Origin of the sequence: Candidatus Nitrosoglobus terrae (assembly GCF_002356115.1) — a bacterium.
In the GTDB taxonomy this organism is placed as follows: Bacteria; Pseudomonadota; Gammaproteobacteria; order Nitrosococcales; family Nitrosococcaceae; genus Nitrosoglobus; species Nitrosoglobus terrae.
In genome coordinates this window covers 1181689-1198950 of record NZ_AP014836.1, presented here as the reverse complement: position 1 = coordinate 1198950, position 17262 = coordinate 1181689, and the positions used below count along the sequence as shown (strand labels likewise).

At 42.9% G+C, this 17262-nt stretch carries 13 protein-coding genes; 8 read left to right on the top strand and 5 right to left on the bottom strand.

Translation table 11 applies throughout. From position 1 onward, the window contains the following. Nucleotides 1-23: 23 nt before the first annotated feature. On the bottom strand, nt 24-689 hold the full coding sequence (locus tag TAO_RS05790; RefSeq protein ID WP_096527034.1) for an FAD-binding oxidoreductase: 666 nt from the start codon (nt 687-689) through the stop codon (nt 24-26). Between the two features lie 250 nt (nt 690-939). Between TAO_RS05790 and TAO_RS05785 the strand changes: the two genes are divergently transcribed. The 8 genes from TAO_RS05785 to TAO_RS10075 all read left to right on the top strand — a co-directional run bounded on the left by TAO_RS05785 (nt 940) and on the right by TAO_RS10075 (nt 10221). Next, a complete protein-coding gene (locus TAO_RS05785) occupies nt 940-2025 on the top strand; it encodes a tellurite resistance/C4-dicarboxylate transporter family protein (protein WP_096527033.1) in 1086 nt (361 codons plus the stop codon). 429 nt (nt 2026-2454) lie between these two features. Beyond that, nucleotides 2455-3885, top strand: a complete 1431-nt coding sequence (locus TAO_RS05780) for a TolC family protein (protein ID WP_096527032.1) — start codon at nt 2455-2457, stop codon at nt 3883-3885. Continuing rightward, nucleotides 3882-5036, top strand: a complete 1155-nt coding sequence (locus TAO_RS05775) for an efflux RND transporter periplasmic adaptor subunit (RefSeq protein WP_096527031.1) — start codon at nt 3882-3884, stop codon at nt 5034-5036. The genes TAO_RS05780 and TAO_RS05775 overlap by 4 nt, the downstream gene beginning before the upstream one ends. A 19-nt stretch (nt 5037-5055) precedes the next feature. Then, nucleotides 5056-8181, top strand: a complete 3126-nt coding sequence (locus TAO_RS05770; RefSeq protein ID WP_096527030.1) for an efflux RND transporter permease subunit — start codon at nt 5056-5058, stop codon at nt 8179-8181. Between the two features lie 50 nt (nt 8182-8231). Then, nucleotides 8232-9107, top strand: coding sequence for a tonB-system energizer ExbB (gene exbB / locus TAO_RS05765; protein ID WP_096527029.1), 876 nt, complete (start codon nt 8232-8234; stop codon nt 9105-9107). Between the two features lie 6 nt (nt 9108-9113). Then, on the top strand, nt 9114-9542 hold the full coding sequence (gene exbD / locus TAO_RS05760) for a TonB system transport protein ExbD (RefSeq protein WP_096527028.1): 429 nt from the start codon (nt 9114-9116) through the stop codon (nt 9540-9542). A gap of 22 nt (nt 9543-9564) precedes the next feature. Further along, nucleotides 9565-10110 (top strand): DsrE family protein, encoded by a 546-nt coding sequence (locus TAO_RS05755; protein WP_096527027.1) that lies wholly within the window; start codon nt 9565-9567, stop codon nt 10108-10110. A gap of 21 nt (nt 10111-10131) precedes the next feature. Then, nucleotides 10132-10221: an HNH endonuclease signature motif containing protein gene (locus tag TAO_RS10075; protein WP_096527774.1), complete on the top strand. Its 90-nt coding sequence runs from the start codon at nt 10132-10134 to the stop codon at nt 10219-10221. A gap of 9 nt (nt 10222-10230) precedes the next feature. Here the strand turns inward: TAO_RS10075 and TAO_RS05745 are convergent, their stop codons facing one another. The 4 genes from TAO_RS05745 to TAO_RS05730 form a co-directional block, all read right to left on the bottom strand. Beyond that, nucleotides 10231-11523, bottom strand: a complete 1293-nt coding sequence (locus TAO_RS05745; protein WP_096527026.1) for a DUF3422 family protein — start codon at nt 11521-11523, stop codon at nt 10231-10233. Nucleotides 11524-11534: 11 nt separating this feature from the next. Next, nucleotides 11535-14630, bottom strand: coding sequence for an efflux RND transporter permease subunit (locus TAO_RS05740; RefSeq protein WP_096527025.1), 3096 nt, complete (start codon nt 14628-14630; stop codon nt 11535-11537). Continuing rightward, entirely contained in the window at nt 14627-15757 is a 1131-nt protein-coding gene (locus TAO_RS05735; RefSeq protein WP_172419067.1) for an efflux RND transporter periplasmic adaptor subunit, read from the bottom strand. The genes TAO_RS05740 and TAO_RS05735 overlap by 4 nt, the downstream gene beginning before the upstream one ends. A gap of 77 nt (nt 15758-15834) precedes the next feature. Continuing rightward, the gene (locus tag TAO_RS05730; RefSeq protein ID WP_096527023.1) at nt 15835-17211 is read right to left on the bottom strand and encodes a TolC family protein; all 1377 of its coding nucleotides are present in this window, start codon (nt 17209-17211) and stop codon (nt 15835-15837) included. Between the last annotated feature and the right edge of the window lie 51 nt (nt 17212-17262).

Below are 17262 nucleotides of genomic sequence, written 5' to 3'. Positions count from 1 at the left end.
TATGAGATCTTGGGAAATTAAATCTATTGCTCAAATACTAAAGTGTTAGGTTTAGCGCCAAGGGCTATTAAAGCTTGGTTAATATCTCTTACAAATTGGGGTGGACCACAAGTATAAAAGCGCTGATTAAAATCATTAATTTCTGCTTGTAAAAATTCCTTAGTGATAAGGCGGTTATCATAGCTTGACCCACTGGTTTCAGTACAAGTGAGGAGGCAGCGTTCACCAAAATAAAAACGAAACTCTTGCTCGCAAATAATATCTGCAGGCGTTTTGTTGGAGAAAATTAGGCTGTGTTTGGCAAGCTGATGATTACGAGCCAGTTCACGGATAATGGCCATAAAAGGTGTTATTCCGGCTCCACCTGCAATGAAAACCCCTGGCCCCTGATAGGTAATAGTACCAAAGGGATCGGAGATAAGTAACTCTGCTCCGGGTTGTAAAGAGTGTAGTTTTTCTGTTACACCATGATGGTCTGGGTATTTTTTAATAATAAATTCTAAAACCTTATCTTCTTTTAAGGAAGTGGGTGTAAAAGCCCGTCCTTTATCTTTCCATTGAGGCTGATTGATAATCAGCTCGACCCCCTGTCCCGGCTGGTAATTAAGGAGCGATGGCTTTTCAATGATAAAACGCTTGACATCGTGGGTGACAAACTCAGCCATTAATAATGTTACAGTATAGGTCATGATGATATCCACCGTGGCTCGAAGTTAACTATTTACGTGTTGCAATTATCGGCTTATGTGTATTCACCGACTTGGTTTCTGCCAAGCTGCTCACTTCCTCCGCCCTCGTGCTTCGTACGCTATTACATTGCGCATTGTTGCTAGAAGGTCGTTGTGCTTCCTGCACTTTTTTAAAGCTTAGGATATTGTTAAGCATATTGGCAAGCAATTTTTATTGCTATAAGAATAGTCACGAAAGAGAGAGGGTATTATGGATAGGAGAAGTAAGCTTTTCGTTAGACTGATGCAGGATATCCATCATCTTAACCCTGGCTATTTTTCTTTAGTCATGGCTACGGGCATTGTTTCTATTGCTGCTTACTATTTAGACTTTAATAAGATCGCCTACGGGCTATTTAAAATCAATATTGTGGCCTACGGAGCGTTGTGGGTTTTAACTTTAGGGCGGATCGTATTTTTTCCAAGCGCATTATTAAAAGACTTTTGCTCTTATGAGTTAGGTCCAACTTTTTTTACTATCCCAGCTGGGAGTTGCGTCCTTGGCAGCCAAGTAATTTTGCTTTCAAAGTTTATTCAAGGCGGGGTCATACTATGGGGGATAAGTACTATTAGTTGGATGATAATTATGTACGGTTTCTTTTATGCTATGACCATAGCCGCTTCTAAACCCTCTCTTGGTGAAGGATTGACGGGTACTTGGTCAATCCCAGTAGTGGCTACCTTTGGTATTGCTATACTGAGCGCGTTACTGGCTGTGCATCTACCCGCAGTGAGAAAAATATTGTTATTTATTGCTCTAACCGCCTTTTTAATGGGATCAATGCTTTATATTTTTATTATCACACTCATGTTTTATCGGTTCTTTTTTTTTCCTTTTAGTCCAATTGTGTTATCTCCACCCTATTGGATTAACATGGGAGTGGAAGCTATCGCTACCTTAGCAGGAGCAACTCTGATCATAAATACAGTAGGCTGGTCATTTTTAGAGGAGATTAAACCCTTTCTTAAGGGAATGACATTAACTTTCTGGGCAATAAGTAATTGGTGGTTTCCTTTGTTGTTATTACTTGGAGTTTGGCGGCATATTGTTCATCAAGTTCCAATATTACGCTATAACATACAGTACTGGAGTATAGTATTTCCCCTTGGGATGTATACTGCTTGTACGTTTCAATTGGCACAAGTGATTGATATTAAACTGTTTGTATGGATCTCAAGCTCCACCATAGTAATTGCATTCATTGCTTGGATGCTGGTTTTTATTGGCTTATGCTATCAGTTAGGGTGGGACTATGTATATGCACCTTATTTTGGAATTAAAAATAAGGAGTATTAATAAAAAAACGGCTCAATTGTTAAATTGAGCCGTACGCCAATACGCCAGGTGGAGAAAAATTTTGCTATTTAAAGGTAGCAATTAAGTGATTTAAAGCAAATATCATTAATAATAATGATATTAATTATTATTAATGATAAAAATTAGTTTGTCAATTTATTTTTAATTATGACAGTGATTATGTTTATTAAGAATCTAATAATATAGTGACGCTATTTAAGGTTAGCCTTAATTTTTACCGTATAACCCATTGAGTTTATTTGCTGGGGTTAATAATTAAATATATTAGGGTATGATGCGGGCTATCTGAGTAAAACGCTTATAAGCCTCAGCTTGAATAAGGTTGAAAGGTTTTTGCAAGATTCGGCAACTATAATTTCAGTTTTACCAAAAGACTAATGTTATAGCAGTTATCTAGAAGACAGACGAATGATGGTTAATGGTATTTCTGGAATATTAGTGTGTAGCATAGTGCTATTAGCGTTAGCGGATTGTGGTGCGGTGCAGGAGTATTTACCAACACCCGTACCCGCGTTTGTACCCGATTCGAACTCTATATTAATGCCTACTACAATTGAGAATCCTGTGACATCAAAAGCTTCATCTGCTCAGGAAGATAAAGAAGAGTCTATAGCAGGGCAAGAGTTTACGCTGGATACCGCAATACAGTGGGCGCTTAAAGCCGATCCACAAATTCAAGCAGGTCTTGAAAATATCCACCAAGCTAAAGCGGATCTTATGACCGCAGGATTAGTCCCTAATCCAAACTTTTATGCTAACGAGGAGCTTGTTCCGGTACCTTTCAGTCGACCATTCTCCCCAACACATGAAGGCGGGCCTCCTCAGCTTAATGCATTAGTACAATTTCCAGTTGATTGGTTTTTATTTGGCAAACGTGCGGCTGCTGTAGTTGCCGCTCAACGGGGAGTGGATGTGGCTGCTGCAGATTTTGCTGAGCTTATTCGTCAGCGTATTTCTGGGACTATCACTGCCTTCTATGATGTGCTAGAGGCTGAAGCAATGGTGGAGTTAGCTAAGGAAGATTTAAGTAATCTTTCCAAAATGAAAACAATCATTACTAACCGAGTTAAAATTGGGGGTATCGCTACCATTGAATTGGATCGTATCCGTTTATCTATTTTTAGTAGCCAACGGGAGCTTCAGGCAGTAGGGCTAGTTTTAGCGGCAGCTCGTAATCGTTTGTGTGTTTTTCTAGGATTCGAAGATCCAATACCCTTGAGGGTACGAGGGGATCTAAAAGTTACTCATCCGGCAGCTCCAATTTCCACTGAAGTGGCAATAGCACTTGCGGAAGAAAATCGTCCTGATTTCATAGCTAAGCAGCGGCAGATCGTTGAGGTAGCCGCTAAAGTAAAATCTGAGAAGAAGCAGGCATACCCAGAAATATCCCCATTTTTAGGCTATAGCCGACAGTTTCAACAGCAGGCCATGGGGGTTCCAGATGCTAATTCTTGGAATTTTGGTATCCAAATGGAAATGCCCTTGTTTGATCGTAATCAGGGAAATATCGCGAAGATGAAATCGGCTTTAATACAGTCTAAGCTTAATTTCAAAGCTCAGCTTGTGGCGCTGCGAGCCGAGATTGATCAATCTGTACGAAATTACCGAACTATTTATCAAATCATCACGACGGAGGATCCTGGCCAACTTAAGGCAGCACGGGATGTGCGTGATAAAATTCAAGCCTCTTATAAATTAGGAGGTAAATCCCTTATTGAAGTTTTGGATGCGCGACGGACCTATCTGGAAACCTATCGGATTCATATTGCTAGCCGATCCGGTTATTGGCATTCTTTGTATGCGCTTAACGCAGCCATTGGCAAACAGGTGCTGAAATGATTACCTCCTCTTTAGCACCATCGGTGCGGGATCGGTCAAGGCTTACTAAACGTATAGTGATATTTTTTGGATTTTTGATAATAGTCATATCGTTGTTGGCTATTACGGCTTGGAAATATCGACCTTTAGGTGCAATACCTATTATTTCGGAAAAAACGGCTGTGACGGCCTTAGCAGGCTCTGATCTTATTTTTATACAGCTAGGGAGTCTTTTAGAGCAAAAACTGCAATTTTCGGTAGCCCACAAGGAGATTCTTACGACCCCCTTATTATCAGCCACTGGGGCAGTGATGGCGCGCCTTCGATCGGGTCATGGTGATAGAGAGGAGAGTTGGCAGTTCAGTAGCCTTGAATTATCGGGTATTTATACCAACTGGCAGCGAGTACGTACAGAGATAAAATTTGCCACTCGACAACTAGAAAAAACTAAAGAGCTTGCTGCTGCTCAAATTCATTCACACAGCCATCTTGTGGAGCGACTTAGGAAACTAGTAGCCACTGGGACTGAAGCGCCTCGAGATTTAGCTTCTGCTGAAGCAAGTTTGCTGCAGATTCAGCTGGAGGGTCAGAAGGCAGTTTTTGAGGTGGAGAGCGCGCTTACTCAAGCTATTCACAGCCGTACTAATCTGGAACGGGATTTATTACAAGCAGGAATTGATCCAGCCCAACTGGAAAAAGCGTCAGCTGATGCAGCGCTGGTGATGGCTGATGTTCCAGAGACTAAAATCAGTTTAGTGGCCGTAGGACAGAGATTTGAAGCTCGGTTTTACGGTTTGCCTAACCAGCTATTTCATGGCGTTGTCAGTAGCTTAGCCCCAGCGTTATCTTCAGAGCGAAGAACACTAAGAGTCTTCTTTGAACTTGATGATCAAGATAACCAATTAAAGCCTGGTATGTATGCGGAAATTGGTTTAGGTACAGATCCAAGGCAGGTTATCTTAGTACCCGCTGATGGGGTATTACATATCACTGAGTCGGATTATGTGCTCACTGATAGTGGTGAGGGCTTATGGAAAATTACTAAGGTTCAAGTGGGAGAGCAGGTAGATCAGCGGGTGGAAATCCTACATGGCGTGGACGAAGGGGAGCGCCTTATTGGTAATGGAGCCATTCTGCTAAAACCTTTGCTGGTACAAGCGTTAAAAAAATAAAAAACCAAGCAAAATTGTAATGATTCCTAAGCTGATTCAGGTGGCGTTGCGCTACCGTGTAGGGGTATTGATCACCACTGTTGTAGTGATGATGTTGGGTATTTGGTCTTTTATCCAGATGAAAATTGATGCCTATCCAGATATCTCGGCGCAAATGGTGCAAGTGATCACGACCTATCCGGGGCGTGCTCCTGAAGAGGTAGAGCAACAGATTACCATCCCTATTGAAATCGCTATGCAAAATGTACCCAAGGTAGCGACTATTCGTTCACGAGCTATCTTTGGTCTTTCCGTAACTCAGCTCATTTTTGAGGAAGGTACTGAGGGCTATTGGGCACGGCAACGAGTGCAAGAAAAACTCTCTAGCCTTGATTTGCCAGTAGGCGCAGCAACTGAGCTTGGGCCTTTAGCAACGGCCTATGGTGAAGTGCTGCGCTATGAGCTGGTGTCAGATGGTTCCTATGACTTAATGGAGTTACGTACGCTTAATGACTGGGTAGTGATCCCCCATCTTCTTCGCGCTGCTGGCGTAGCAGAAGTGGCTAATTTTGGTGGCTACGCTAAACAGTACGCGATATTGTTGGATCCAGCTCAGCTGCTACGTTTTGGGTTATCCCTTAATGATGTAGTAAATGCTGTTCAAACTAACAGCGCCAGTGCCGGTGGTAATGTGCTTTCGCGCGGGAGTATGTCTTTTGTCATCCGAGGCCGGGGTGTACTGCAGAACAAGGATGAAATTGGTTCAATTTTTATTAAATCCATTGGTGGTACCCCTATTTATGTCCATGATGTCGCAAAGGTAAAGCTGGATTCAAAAACACCTACTGGAATCTTCAGTAAAAACTTAACGGATGAGGCCGTTGAAGGTATTGTGCTTATGCGTAAAGGTGAGAATCCATCCGAGGTATTGGCTAGGGCACAGGCTGTAGTGAATGAACTCAACGAGGAAGGATTGCCTGAAGGTGTGCAAGTGGTGCCTTTTTATGATCGTACTCAGTTGATTGAGAGCACCCTTCATACCGTGAGTCATAGCGTCTTGCTGGGTATTGGTTTTGTGGTTTTAGTGTTACTTGCTTTGCTTGGACGAGTATCGTTAGCACTTTTAGTAGCATTAACTATTCCTTTTGCACTACTATTTGCTTTAGTGATGATGTATAGCGTTGGGATTCCCATTGGGCTCCTTTCAATTGGGGCGATTGATTTTGGTATCATTGTGGATGGGGTAGTTATTATAGCGGAAAACATTGCCCATCGATTGGATGAGGCAAGACATCAAGGGCTGGAGGGATCAAGTGTAGCTCAAGTTATACTGGCCGCTACTCTTGAGGTGGAGCGGCCGGTATTTTTTTCTTTTTTAATAATTTTTAGCGCTTTTTTTCCTCTGCTTACCTTGACCCACATTGAAGGTCTTCTGTTTCGACCTATGGCGCTGACAATTATATTCTCTTTAGCGGGGGCGGCATTATTTGCTCTATTTGTGGTGCCGGTACTTGCCACTCTATTATTTCAAAAGGGGTATCGAGAGTGGGAAAATCCTGTATTAAAAAAGCTATCCACCTACTATGGAATTTTACTGGGTGGGTTTATTCACCATCGTCATCTGGTTATAACAAGTGTTACTGGCGCTCTCATCGGTTTACTTATTTTAATTATGCCCCGTCTTGGTACAGAGTTTCTCCCCTATATGGATGAGGGGGTAATTTGGGTACGGGCTAATTTTCCTGAAGGTACGTCTCTTCAGCAAGCTTCCCGCTTTGGTCGAGATCTTCGGGGGATTGCCCTTGAGTTCTCAGATATTCAATTTGTGACTGTTCAAACCGGGCGTAGTGATAGTGGTACTGATCCCTTTCCCCCTAGCCGTCTTGAGATGATGATAGGACCAAAGCCTCGGGATACTTGGATCCAGTTCCAACGTAAATCTGAGTTAGTGGCTGCGTTAGGGGATCGATTTCGGAATGAGTTTCCTACCGTCCGTTTTAACTTTACTCAGCCTATTATTGACAGTGTTACTGAAGATAGTAATGGCACCTCAGCCAGTATGGCAATTGAGTTTTCTGGCGCGGACCTAGATATTTTGCTGGATCTAGCCCGGCGTGCTGAGTCTTTGTTGAAAGAAGTGCCTGGAGCAGTTGATGTTTATATTGAACAAGAAGGTCCTCAGCCACAATTGGTTATTCAGCCGGATCGTTCCTTATGTGCCCGTTATAATGTCCGTATTGAGGATGTTATTTATCTGATTGATACAGCTATCGGGGGGGCGCCCATTGGTACCTTATTTGAGGGAGAACGTCGGTTTGATATTAAAACGCGCTTTGCCCCGGAGTATTTACGTTCCCCTGAAGCGATTGGCCGATTACCAGTATATAATCCAGATGGAGTCCCCATTCCTTTATCTCAAGTGGCTTGGATTAAAATTATTGATGGCCAAACCATGATTGCTCGAGCAGATGGGCGTCGCCATCTAACTGTTCGTAGTGATATTGTGGGTCGTGATCAAGGAGGATTTGTCGCTGATGCTCAGCATCGATTGACGCAAGAAATTAAAATTCCGCTAGGTTATCACGTGACTTGGATTGGTATGTTTGAGAATCTGGAGCGAGTAGGCAAGCATTTTGCGTTGCTAGTACCTGTGACTATTGGCATTATTTACCTGTTACTTCTGGCTATGTTTTCCTCACAGCGGGCGGCGATGATCCTATTACTGGCAATTCCATTTGCTTTAGCGGGAGGAGCAAGTGCGTTGTATCTACGAGGTATGAATTTAAATGTTCCTGCTGGAGTAGGTTTTGCGGCGGTATTTGGGGTGTCGATCATGAACGGAGTGCTGATGGTGCGAACGATTACTGATCTGCGACTAACAGGAAAAGGACTAGAGGCGGCCATTTTAAATGGGGCTGTGCGTTGTTTACGCCCAGTGCTAATTGCTTCATTAGTCGCTATTTTAGGTCTAGTGCCCGCTTCCCTAGCCACTGGATTAGGATCAGACGTGCAACGCCCACTGGCTACTGTAATTGTGTGGGGTTTATTTAGTGCTACTTTAATGACCTTATTATTAGTTCCGGTATTATATGCTTTATTTACGCCCCAGCTCTCCATATCTAAGAGTTCGTTACCCGTTGGACCGGATGATGTTACAGCTGAATAAATTTAATAGTTTTTCTAACAAAGAAGGTTGTTAGTAAATTCAACAATAAAATGAAGACTATTGCTACGAATATTGTGTGTACGCTGTTTTATAGGTGCTATGTAGTCTGGAGCGGGTTTATCGTTTTTTTCTTTCAAGAAATATTTTTTTCTAAACAGGTATTTGCGGATACCTCTACAGAGGTGCCTATCATTGGTACCGCAACATTACCTTATAATTTTTCCCCATGGGGAATGTTTTTAAATGCTGATCCTGTGGTAAAGGTGGTGATTATTGGCCTTATTTTTGCATCAATTATGACTTGGGCTATTGGGTTAGCCAAGAATTTAGAGCTGGGCACGGAAAAACGCAATTTGCAAAGGGCGTTAGAGGGATTAAATGAGGTGAGTACCCTAACAGAAGGGATTCGACATTTATATAATGGCCAAGGTGTCCCAGAGCTATTTGCTCAAGCCCTTGAGCGGGAGCTTTATTTGTCATCAACTAGTTTTTCTCCAGAAGGCATTAAGGAGCGTATTGCGCTACGTTTAGGACGGCTTGAAGCGGCAGTAGGACGGGACATGGCTAGGGGTATTGGTATTTTGGCCAGCATCGGATCAACTGCGCCTTTTGTTGGTTTATTTGGGACAGTATGGGGGATTATGGATAGTTTTATTGGTATCTCTAAAGCTCAGATTACTAGCCTTGCAGTAGTTTCTCCTGGCATTGCCGAATCCCTTTTGGTGACTGCGATTGGCTTAATTACAGCAGTTCCTGCGGTAGTAATATACAATTTCTTTGCTCGCTCAGTGGCTGGATATCGTGCCCTATTAGCTGACATTTCAAGTGAAATACTACAATTAGTCAGTCGGGATTTAGATCAACGATGCGCCTCAGGTGCCCTATCAACTCAGTCACAGCAGCTATTACTGAACATGGTGGAGTAGGAATCTATGGGTATTCAATCTGATTTAGATGAAGATTCTCTTGCTGAGATGCATGAGATTAATGTCACGCCCTTTATTGATGTGATGTTGGTACTGCTCATTATTTTTATGGTAGTTGCACCGTTAACAACGGTTAATATTCCCGTTGATTTACCTGTTTCTACCGCTAAACCTCAGCCTCAATCTGATAAACCGCTCTATCTAACGATACGGGCTGATCTTACGCTGCTAGTAGGTGACGTGTCGGTTACGCCTGAGTTACTTGAATTAACGCTGAATCAAGCAACCGGAGGAGATAAGACAAAGCGTGTGTTTTTACGGGCTGACAAGACGGTAGCTTATGGCACGCTGATGGGTGTTATGAATAATCTGCAAGCTACGGGTTATTTGAAAGTAGCGTTAGTGGGTCTTGAAGATACCAGAAATACCCAATAGCGTGGGGTGAAGAGGAGGTAGTATGAATTATAGCAGCATAGTAGCTTTATTAAGTCTTGTTTTTATTTACCATAATGTTATTGCGGATGATAATAATTTTTGGCAAACACCTGCTATTGAGGGGTTTGGTAAAATGCACCCCTTACCCCAGTCTAGTTACCAGCCAAGCAAAAATGAAACCCATAAAGCTATATTTTGGTTAACTAAAGCTAAAGAGCTTAAACAAGTGAATCTTGCTTTGGAAAGTGTAGCTCGGGCAGTTAACTTATATGCTAGCGCCGGAGTTCCATTAGGTCAGCTAAAATTTGTTGCTATTATCTCTGGACCTGCAACTGCCACCGTCTTAGATAATGTTCATTATAAAAAACAATACGGGATAGATAACCCAAATTTGCCAATGATTAAAAAACTAACAGAGGCGGGCGTTGAAATTCTTGTCTGCGGTCAAGCAGTCGCTGGGAATCACTATCAATACGATTGGATTGACCCTCAGGTTAAAATTGCATTATCGGGAATAACAACCATTATTGATTTACAACAGCAGGGTTACGCCTTAGTTCCTCTATAATAACCCTAGCCTTTTAACCTTATCACCCCATGGTGTGAAGGGGGAAAAACAGAGCTGAATAATTGCCAAATACTTTGCCGTGAAGATAACCGTAGAAAATCAGGGAAATAAGATTATTCATTAGTCTAGCTTCTGCTGCTCTTCAGAAACCAAGCGTCTCACCTGCCGTACTCCCAGTGCCACTAATACAGCAGTTACCGGGATTGCAGCACCAATAATAAGATCAGGATTAAGCGGTAAATCAATCGCTTTCGCAGCCTTAGCAAGATATCCTATAAGACCCACTAAGTAATAGGTAATGGCAGCGACTGATAATCCTTCTACTGTTTCTTGTAAGCGAAGCTGAATCTCAGCGCGTTTTGCCATGGAGGAGAGAATTTGCTGATTCTGATGCTCAAGAGATATATCTACTCGCGTACGTAATAATTCGCTGGCACGACTGATACGCTGAGATAAGCTCTCCTGTAATTGAAGTACTGTTTCGCAAGTACTTATTGCAGGTCCGGCACGCCGTTCGCAGAACTCGTGAAAAGTCTGCGTGCCTTCGATCCGTAATTCCCGTAGCTCGATAATACGCTGCCGTACTAGCTTGTAATAGGCTTGAGCGGCAGTAACTCGATATTGAATTAAGGATGCCACGCTTTCAATAGTAGCGGCTAATTTCGTAAGCTCATGAAGTAATGCGGGTTCTTCTTCAGTAGTCGCGGATGAGATTGATTCGGTAATCTTGGCTAAATCTTGTTCAGCCTGCTTTAGCATTGGCATTACTTTACGGGCTTCAGGATAGGTGAGCAGTGCCTGAATGAGGTAAGATTCAATCTCCAATAGTCGTTGGACTACCCTTCCAGCCTGACGTGAGTTCAGGCTTATATCTTTAACGATGAATCGACTAAAGCCGTCTCCATGAATATGAAAATCGGCATAGGCAATTCCTGATCCCTCACCAATATAGGCACCGGTTAAGGCATCTCCTTCAAATAGTGTAGCTAATTCGTTGGGGTTGTATAGCCTTTCAGGTGTAGAGTAAATAGCAAGATGGGTAGCTGCTAAGGTTTTTCCAGGTAACTCTGCTAGCCAGCGCTGGGGTATGCCTTTGATGATGGTATCGACGAAAGGCTCACGGAAGGGACCTTGTCGAAAAAAGGTGTAACTACTGACCTCAGTATGTTTTTCCCACTTGAGGCGAAATGGCCCCAGATCAATGCGAAAATGATTCTCTTCCGGGATATAGATTGTGTGGCCGAATTGAGCGCATAGCTCGGTAAGCTTTTTTCGCTCCAGCGGCCCCATGCTAATATCCGAAGTGAGTAATAGGTGAGAGACTTGCTCCGGGGGTACCAAAGGCTCTGGTAGCCGAGCATGGAGCTCATGGTTTACAAGTATTCGTTTCGGGTGATCAGCAGGGATTATCATGGGTTTTGTTTCTATTGAGAGAGAATCTTATTTTCTTGATTTAATAGAGAACCGGAAGTTGAAAAAATTAAGTAAAGGGTGGGTAGAACAATTAATGTCAGTAGTGTGGCTGAAATTAACCCACCAATAATGACTATGGCTAGAGGGCGCTGGACTTGAGCGCCAATATCGGTAGATAAGGCCATAGGCAATAGACCCAGCATAGCTAATAGCGCGGTCATGAGTACGGGGCGAAGGCGCAATAGGGATCCTTCAATAGCGGCTTCTAAGGGGGTTTTTCCCTCGCTACGCAGTTGGTTAAAATAGGTCAGCATAACCACCCCATCTAAAACTGATAGGCCAAATAGGGAGATAAAACCGACAGCTGCAGAAACTGAAAGGGGAAACCCCGTAAAATAAAGGGCTAAGACTCCTCCGATTAAAGCAAACGGAATATCGGCAATGATTAAAAAGGAATCCTTAAATGAGTTAAAGGCATTGAATAATAAAATAAAAATGAGCAAAATTGACAGAGGTACGACGAGTATCAGCCGTTTCATAGCGCGTTCTTGGCTTTCAAACTCCCCAGACCAAGTGATCTCATAACGCTCGGGTAGAGTGATGTTTTCCTCTACACGTTGTTGCATATCAGAAACTACACTACCCATATCCCGGTCACGAATAAAAATACTAATTGCTTTAACAGGTCGTCCATTTTCTCGGCTAATATCCAACGCACCGCTGACTGCACGAAATTCTACTACTTCAGAAATAGGGATGGGTCCTCCGTGGGGAGTATTGATTAAGGTATTTTTCAATTGTGCTGGGGATCGTTTCGATTCCTTAAGCCGTACTACAATACTAAAATGACGCTCACCATCCCAGAACTCAGTGGCAGCCTTACCGCCTAATGCAATTTCCACGAGGTCCTGTAGATCAGCGACATTTAATCCGTACCGAGCTGCCGCTTCTCGATCTATTTCAATCAAGTATTGTGGTAACTCTCCTTCTTGATCAATGAACGCCTGAGCTACCCCAGGAACATCATTGATCAACTGGAGTACTTGCCGTGCTTGTGTTTTAAGCACTTGCGGATCCTCACCAAATATTTTAATGACAATTTGCCCTTTAATTTGAGAAATACTTTCTAATACGTTATCCCGTATCGGCTGAGAGAAAGACGGTTCTATCCCAGGCATAGATGATAAAATACGATCCATCTCCTTAATAAGCCTTTCTTTAGTATAGCCTTGGCGCCATTTAGATTCAGGTTTTAGGTTGATGAGGTACTCGGTATTATTTAAGAGCTTGGGGTCGGTCCCCTCATCATCTCGACCGGCTTTGGAAATCACTGAATCAATTTCCGGTATGGCCTGAATCGCGGCACGGATTCGTCTGGTGGCTGCTTGAGTCTCAGATGTGGAAATACCGGGAGGTAAGGGTATATTAATCCAGATGGTGCCTTCATCTAACTCAGGAAGAAACTCAGTGCCCAAGTGTCGCGCGACCCCAAGGCTACTCAGTAAAGCAGTTAGGGCAATCATAATGACGGTTTTTTTATGTTGCAGCGACCATAGCAGCAGAGGCTGGTACATTGCTTTGCATCCAATAAGCAGCCAATTATCTTTGTGAGGTAGATCTTTACGGAGCAGGTAGTAGCAGAGTAGGGGCACTAAAGTAAGTGAGAGAATCAGTGCGCCAGTTAGTGCAGAGGTTACTGAATAGGCCATAGGGGAAAAAATCCGACCTTCATGGCGTTGTAGGGTGAAAATAGGGATATGAGCGCAGATAATAATGAGCATGGAAAATAAAGTGGGACGCCCGACTTCGGTAACCGCTTCTAAAACCTTCTGTCGCCGCTCGTTAGCAGTATAAGTATGTTTATTTTCCCCCAGTTTGCGAAAAACATTTTCTACTACGATAACTGCACCATCCACAATCATACCAAAATCCATACCTCCAAGAGATAATAGATTTGCTGGAATGCCTATCCAAGTTAGACCAAGAAAGGTAGCGAGTAATGCGAGTGGAATAATAATGGCTACAATGCTAGCAGCGCGCAAATTACCTAGAAATAAAAATAATACCCCAGTCACCAGTATCGCCCCTTCTAAGAGATTACCAAATACTGTATGGAGAGTCTTACCAATCAGCCAGGAGCGATCATAGTAGGGGACAATAGTAACCCCTTTAGGTAGCCCAGATTGGTTAAGGGCGGTTACTTTTTCTTTAATGGCAGCTAGTACTACCGAAGGATTTTCTCCTTTCCGCATCATAATGATTCCAGAGATAACATCATCATTCTCTCTCTCCCCTATAATGCCTTGACGAGGGGGACTACTGATCTCAATCTCTGCTATATTCTGTACTAGAACGGGAACCCCTTGATTTTCTGCAACAACGATTTTACCAATATCAGCGCTAGACTTAAGTAAGCCGATTCCCCGTAGCAGGAACCGTTGACTCCCTAGTTCTACTGGGCCTCCGCCTGCATTGGCATTGGCTCGCTCAATAGCACTAAATAAATCATCGAGGCTTACCTGATAATCACGCATTTTGGCTAAATTAGGATGAACTTGATACTCTTTGATGGGCCCCCCTATGGAGGCGACTTCTGCAACCCCAGGTATTTGTTTGAGCTGGCGTGATACCACCCAATCTTGAAGAATACGTAAATCCATGGCGCTCATATCTTTGGCCTCTAGTTTATAGCGATAAATTTCGCCAATAGCTGTGGCTAAGGGTCCCATTTCTGGATTTACGCCTAACGGCATATCGATAGTTTGCAGTCGCTCTAATACCCGCTGGCGAGCAAAATAGGGATCAACCCTATCATCAAAAGTGATGATCAGGTAAGAGAGCCCGAACATTGTATGGGAGAACATACGAACAGCGCTGGGTAATCCAGCCAACCCAATTTCTAGGGGGATGGTCACTTGCTTCTCAATTTCCTCAGCCGCTTGCCCAGGATAAAGGGTGATCACAGAAACTTGAGTATCAGAGACATCAGGGAATGCCTCAATAGACAAAGAATGAAAGGCGGCTAACCCGCTACCGATAAAAAGAATCAATCCTAGCCAGATAAAAACAGGCTCGTTAAGACTAAAAGAAACAATACGTTTAATCATGACTGATGGCGGGCAGCTTGGATAAGATGATTGAGATAGATTGCGCCTTCAACGACTACTTTATCTTCTAGGTTTAAGCCAGAGAGTACGGGTACCATACCTTGATTTTCAGCGCCCACTTCAATTTGAGTGCGTATATAAGTTCTGTTGCCTTTACTGATAAACACATAGAAATTGTCTTTATCTAATATGACAGCTTTGCTAGGTACTCGTAATTGCGGTTTTGCATAGAGCGAGAAGTTTGCGGTGATATACATCTGGGCCTTAAGTTTTCGTTCAGAGTTAGGTACTTCAGCAAGTACTTTTACTGTTCTGGTGACCGGATCCACATAATCAGATATATGGGTAATGGTGCCAGGAAAATTTTCTTTAGGATAGGAATGACTAATGATTTTGAAGGTTTCATTTGGGCTTAAATTAGCTAGATCGTCCTCAGCGGCATCTAGTTGTGCCCATAAAGAGGAGGGGTTAGTGATGATAAATAAAGGTCCGGTATCTTGCCCAAAAGCAAGTTCTTGGCCAGGGTTGATAGCTTTTTGAACTACCACGCCAGTTAAAGGACTTTTCAGATAAAACAATTCCGTGGGTTTATCCGGGTTACCGTAAGGTTTCAGTCGTGCTTGAGCCCGTTTTAAATCAGCTTCGGCATTAGCATAATTGGCTTCTGCTTCTTCTAACTCCTTCCGAGCAGAGACTCCATGCTGATAGAGTTCTTGTTGTCGCGCGAGTTTCTTTTTGGCAAAGGCGATATCACTTATCGCTTTATAGTATTCTGATTGCACCACATTGAAATCCGGTGATTGGATAGCCGTAAGCGATTGCCCAGTTTGTACCTGTTGTCCCGTATTCACTAAAATGTCTATCACTAGGCCGTTAAAAGGGCTAAATATTCTTACCGTCTGATCCTCATTCCATACTAAACGCCCAGGTATTTGTAGAGAGCGTTGGGTATCTGCCAGAACAGCAACAGTCGATAGGGCTTTAAGGGTATCGTTATCTTCAGGAAAGATAATTTGGCTACCTTTAACCTGCGGCCGAATCTCTGGTTGATCCGGTAGAGCATTGTGACGACAGCCTACCAGTACTACAGCTACTACCAATAGCCAGCCAGCTAGATTTTTCGCCATAAATACATTTTTGCGAGGTAACACCATAAGATTGGAGACAAAGTTAGGATGAATGTATTATTCATAGTAAACATGAGTTAGCGCTTACTAATCTCTAACGGGGTGGTTGAAGCTGAGGGAGTGGAATTAAGATCGATGACATGTTCGCCTAATGCGCTTAATAGATCGGCATAAGCAAAGCTTCGATTGGCTAATGTATCGTAATATTCAAGCATTTTTGCTTTGTAGTTGCGCCTAGCTTCTATCAAATCGATAATATCAGTGCTACCATGATTGTAAGCAAATTCAGCTGAGTCTTGTACTTGAGCAATCCGATGAAGAACTCCGCTTTGGTATCGTTTTACCATGGTAGTCGTAGCATTCCAGGTGGCTACTGCGCTTACAATCTCTCCACGAATTTTTTGCCTTACCTGACGGATCTGTAGCTCCGTATTGTTGAGCGCCACTTTTGCTTTATCGATTTCACCTTTGTGTTGATAAAATATAGGTAGAGGTACACTTAAACCTACCATGGCACTATCGACCACAATATTTCCAAAATCATGGGCATAACCCGCACTTACCGTAATATCTGGAATCCGAAGACTGTGGGCGAGTTTGAGATCCTTATTAGCCTGATCGATACGTAGCTGTGCTGCTCTGATATCGGGGCGTTGGAGAATAGCTTGGTTAATGAGGGCTTCTTCATCGTTAAGCGGGTAATAAAATTTCTTAATTTCAGGCCAGCGATTTTCAGCGGCAAATCGTCCCGCTTCTTCTGGCCAATTCAGAAGTGCAGCAAGTTTAGTGCGAGCTTCAGTAAGATGAGCTAATGTTTTATCTAAATCTGATTGAGCGTTAAGCGCTTCTACTTCAATACGGGTAAAATCCCGTTTGGCAATGTCACCTGCTTTTAACCGCAGCTCACTAGCCTGTAGTATTTTTTGATAACTGTTGATAGCCTCTTGGGCAATGGCTACCGATTCTTGGCTTAGCAAAAGTTCATAAAAGGCGTGACGCACTGCATTACTAAATATCCGGATAGTATCTTGAAGATCGCTCTCTGCCGCTTGCGTGCCTAATCGGCTGCTTTCTTTGCGCAACCTACGCTTTCCGCCTAATTCAATCAGCTGATCAATTTGTACGTTAGCGGCAGGTGTTGCGTGATCTGGATAGTGATCAGCTATTTCTAGCGAACTTAGGTTAAGGGTAGGATTGGGAATAGCGGCGGCGATAATTTCCTCTGCCTTAGCTTGCTCAAGGTCATATTTTGCAGCGATGATATCTAAATTGCGCTGATAAAATAGGCCAATGGCTTGCTGCTCAGTGATTACCACTTCCTCGGCTAAGGCAATGCTAAGGATAGAGGTAGTGAACCAAATCCATAAAATCACTGGAATAATAGAATGTAGTCCCAAATTTTCTTTAACCATAGATAGATCAGTATTAAGGGATAATAAAAATTTCTTGCCCATTAGAATCTTAATTCTAAAGTTTAATCTTTGAACCTTTCAAAAACCTTTCAA